The 4,031-nt window shown below is 73.7% G+C and carries 4 protein-coding genes; 3 read left to right on the top strand and 1 reads right to left on the bottom strand.

The features are described from left to right. Positions 1 to 137: 137 nt before the first annotated feature. The gene (locus tag ACIQOV_RS31040; protein ID WP_401053960.1) at positions 138 to 1,085 is read left to right on the top strand and encodes a M56 family metallopeptidase; all 948 of its coding nucleotides are present in this window, start codon (positions 138 to 140) and stop codon (positions 1,083 to 1,085) included. Positions 1,086 to 1,123: 38 nt separating this feature from the next. Here ACIQOV_RS31040 and ACIQOV_RS31045 read toward each other — a convergent pair whose 3' ends face one another. Further along, complete coding sequence (locus ACIQOV_RS31045; protein WP_401053962.1) at positions 1,124 to 1,558, bottom strand: MarR family winged helix-turn-helix transcriptional regulator; 435 nt, start codon at positions 1,556 to 1,558, stop codon at positions 1,124 to 1,126. 87 nt (positions 1,559 to 1,645) lie between these two features. Here ACIQOV_RS31045 and ACIQOV_RS31050 point away from each other — a divergent pair, with 87 nt between their 5' ends. Both ACIQOV_RS31050 and ACIQOV_RS31055 read left to right on the top strand, forming a co-directional pair. Continuing rightward, positions 1,646 to 3,160 carry an MFS transporter gene (locus ACIQOV_RS31050; RefSeq protein WP_401053964.1) on the top strand — a complete coding sequence of 505 codons (1,515 nt, stop codon included), beginning with the start codon at positions 1,646 to 1,648 and terminating at the stop codon, positions 3,158 to 3,160. 229 nt (positions 3,161 to 3,389) lie between these two features. Beyond that, positions 3,390 to 3,995: a TetR/AcrR family transcriptional regulator gene (locus ACIQOV_RS31055; protein WP_401053965.1), complete on the top strand. Its 606-nt coding sequence runs from the start codon at positions 3,390 to 3,392 to the stop codon at positions 3,993 to 3,995. Positions 3,996 to 4,031: the final 36 nt, after the last annotated feature.

Raw genomic sequence — 4,031 nt, forward strand, 5'->3', positions numbered from 1 at the left:
CCCCTCCACGCCAAAGCCCCCGTCCGAGCGTGGCGTTGGTCACTGGCCGGTCGAAAGCCGTTCCACCGGGCGTCGCCAGCGCATAGGTTGGCAGGGAGCGCGTTGTCGCGTTCCGTGCGTACTCGGGGAGCCCATCGATGCCTGCCCTGATCGGCCTGCTGCTGCTCGGCCTGCTGCTCTCGACCCTCGTGCCCCGGCTGCTGGCCCGGGCCCGCTGGGCGGAGCGCGAACCGGTGCTGGCGCTGCTGGTGTGGCAGTGCCTGGTGGTGGCCGTTCTGCTCTGCTGCGCGCTGGGCCTCCTCCTGGCGGCCTCCGCCGCCCTGCCGGAGCTGCGCTCGCTGGTGTTCGCGGGCGCGCCGCACGGCGTGGAGGCGGCGTACGGCCTCCAGGAGGCCGAGGGCTGGGGCCGGCTGTGCGCCGCGGTGCTGGCCGCGGGCGGGGTGCAGACGGTGCTGGCGCTGACCCGGGAGGTTCGTACGGCGAAGGCGGTGCGAAATCGCCGGCACGCCCAACTGGCGAACCGGGCACCGGAGTTGCCCGACACCATCGCGACCGCCCGGAGCCGCCGGGAACGGCTGGTGGTCCTGGAGAACGTCCGTCCGGAGGCCTGGTCGCTGCCCGGCCCGGACTCCCGGCTGGTGGTCACCACCGGCGCCCTCCAGCAGCTGACCGACCGGGAGCTGGCCGCCGTGCTGAGCCATGAGCGCGGTCACGTCCGAGCCCGGCACCACTGGCTCCAGCAGTTCGCCCAGGCGCTCGCCTCGGGCTTCCCCGGGGTCGGCGTGTTCAGCGCCTTCCGGAACCAGGTGGCGGAGCTGGTCGAACTGGCCGCCGACGACCGGGCCGCCCGTCGGCACGGTCGGCACACCACCGCCCTCGCGCTGGCCGAACTCAACCTGGACCGTGGGGTGTTCGGCTCCTGCCCGCCCGGCCTGGCACAGTCCCCGAAGCGGGTGGACCGACTGCTCGCGGGCCGTCCGCGGCTCTCCGTCCCGCACCGGCTGCGACTCACCGTCGCGGCGCTCGCCGCGCCCGCCGTGGTCGTGCTGCTGGCCGCGGCACCGGGGCTGCACTCCCTGCTGTGAGGTCGACAAAGCACCGGTGCGGCGGTTCTGACGCGACGTCAGCCGGAGGCTGATCCGCCGACCGGGCCGGGACCGTCGCCGAGGGCCTGCTCCAGCACCCGGCGGTGAAGCGGCCTGGCCTGCTCGTAGCGTTCCCGGCCGGCCTCGGTGAGGGTGAGCTGGACGCCCCGGCGGTCGCTCTCGCACATCGCCCGGGTGACCAGTCCGGCCTTCTCCAGGCGGGCGATCAGCCGCGAGAGCGCGCTCTGGCTCAGATGGACGGTGTGGGCCAGCTCGCTCACCCGCACCGCCTGGCCCCCACCGCCCCCGCAGTTCTCGACGAGACGCTCCAGCACCTCGAACTCGCTCATGCCCAGCCCGTACCGGTCGCCCAGTTCGCGGTCGAGGGCGCAGGCCGCGGCGGCATGCCGGGCCAGCAGTTCGCGCCACTGCGCGACGAGACCGGCCTCCGCCGGGGAGTCGAGTTCAGCCACGCCGCCACCCTAGCACGTGCATCGACAATTAATGCGTTCACATTTAATTCATTTGCATTGAATGCATGTGCATGTACTGTCCTCCCCATGACCACCGCGACCGTCACGTCACCCGACGCCCCGTCAACCAGCGGGCCGCACTGGACTCCCCGCCTCTGGGGCACCCTGATCGTGCTCTGCGCCGCCATGTTCCTGGACGCCCTGGACGTCTCCATGGTGGGCGTCGCCCTTCCGTCCATCGGCTCCGACCTGCACCTGTCCACCTCCACCCTGCAGTGGGTGGTCTCCGGCTACGTACTCGGCTACGGCGGCCTGCTGCTGCTCGGCGGGCGCGCCGCCGACCTGCTCGGCCGCCGCCGGGTGTTCCTGGTCGCCCTGGGCGTCTTCGCCGCCGCATCGCTGGTCGGCGGCCTGGTCGACGACGGCGGCCTGCTGATCGCGGCCCGCTTCCTCAAGGGCGTCAGCGCCGCCTTCACCGCCCCGGCCGGCCTGTCGATCATCACCACGACCTTCGCGGAGGGCCCCGCCCGCAACCGCGCGCTGTCGATATACACCACCTGCGGCGCCAGCGGCTTCTCGCTCGGCCTGGTGCTCAGCGGCCTGCTCACCTCGGTCGGCTGGCGCTGGACCTTCCTGATGCCCGTCCCGGTCGCGCTGCTCGCCCTGCTCTTCGCCGTCCGGCTGCTCCCCCGCCCGGTCGAGGAGCGCGCCCAGGGCGGCTACGACGTCCTCGGCGCGATCACCGGCACGGCGACCGTCCTGCTGCTGGTCTTCACCGTGACCGAGGCCCAGGGCGCCGGCTGGCTGAGCCCGCGCACCCTTGGCTCGCTGCTGGTCGTCGCCGTGCTGGCCGCCGCCTTCCTGCGGGTGGAGAGCCGCGCCGCGCACCCGCTGGTGCGGCTCGGCATCTTCCGCAACGGCTCGGTCGCCCGGGCCAACGTGGTCGCCTTCGCGATGACCGGCGCGTACGGCGGGTTCCAGTTCGTGGTCACCCTCTACCTCCAGCACCTGCTCGGCTGGTCGGCCCTGGAGATGGCGCTCGGACTGCTGCCCGCCGCGGCCCTCATCGCGCTCTCGGCGCCGTTCATGGGCCCGATCGTGGACCGCTTCGGCACCGGGCGGCTGCTGCCGATCGGCCTGGCCTCACTGGTCGCCGCCTTCGCCCTGTTCCTGCGGCTGGACGAGCACAGCTCGTACCCGGGCCTGGTGCTGCCCTCGATGCTGCTGCTCGGCGTGGGCTTCGCGTTCGCCTTCCCCTCGGTGAACATCGCCGCCACCGACGGCGTGGGCGACGAGGAGCAGGGACTGGCCTCGGGTCTGGTGAACACCGCGATCCAGGTCGGCACCGCGGTGGTCCTCGCCGGGTCGACCGCGATGATCACGGCCGGCAGCGCGGGCGGCGACAGCCCGCAGGCCCAGCTGGACGGCTACCGGCCGGCGTTGCTGTTCGTCACGGTGGTCGCGGTGGTCGGCCTGGTGGTCGCGACGGCGGGCGCCCTGGTGGACCGGCGTCGCAAGGCGGTTCCCGCACCCGTGCCGGATCGTGACGAGCCGCCGGTCGGGTCGACCGCGGCCCGGGCCGACGTCCTGGCCGGGCGCTGATCCCCGGACCCCGCCCGCGACCGGCCTCCGCGCCGTCGGGCCATGGCGCCGGCTCCACCAAACCCCCGTGTCGGTGGAGCCGGCCGTCTTCGTGGCGGCCGCCCGGGCAGTGCCCGCCGGGGCACGGTATCCCGGTGCGGCTGTCGGCTCCACAAGTATATTGGCCCGGAGCCAACGAACGTTCGGAGCAGACACGATGGCACCTCGCGGGGATTCGGTCAATGAGGAGATGCGGCAACGCTCCCGCCGGCGGATCATGCGGGCCACCGTCGAGCTGGTTGACCAGTGCGGTTACGCGGGCACCACGCTCACGGACATCGCCGAGCGGGCCGGTCTCGCCCGCGGCCTGCTCTCGTACTACTTCGACGGCAAACGGCTGCTCATGCAGTCCGCGACGCACCGGATGATGCACCAGTCACTGGCCGCCACGCTGGCGGAGCTGGCCCCCGGGTCCTCCCCCGACGCACGGCTGGCCGGGGCGATCGACACCGTGCTCGGCCTGGCGATGGACCACCCCCGGGTGATGCGCTCGCACCTGGCGCTGATCCTCGACCCGGACAACGGCGCCTTCGTCCAGGACCCGGAGCAGCAGCAGCTCGGCGCCATCCTCCAGGGGCTGCTGCGGGACTGGGGCGCGCCCGACCCGGTCGCCGAGCACGCGGTGCTGCGCAGCGCACTGATGGGCGGCTGCATCGGGGTGCTGCTGCCGGGCGCCGAGAGCCCGCTGGCTCTGATCCGCGCCGACCTCTTCGGCCGCTACGACCTGGCCTGGGACCTGGGCCGCCCGCCGCAGCAGTCCCCGCCGGAACGCGAACGGCCGCCGGCCCGCGGCTGACGGCGGGTGGGCGGCCTGGTGACCGGCTGCCGGGGG

The sequence above is a fragment of the Kitasatospora sp. NPDC091257 genome (assembly GCF_044757675.1).
Taxonomy (GTDB): domain Bacteria; phylum Actinomycetota; class Actinomycetes; order Streptomycetales; family Streptomycetaceae; genus Kitasatospora; species Kitasatospora lactacystinica.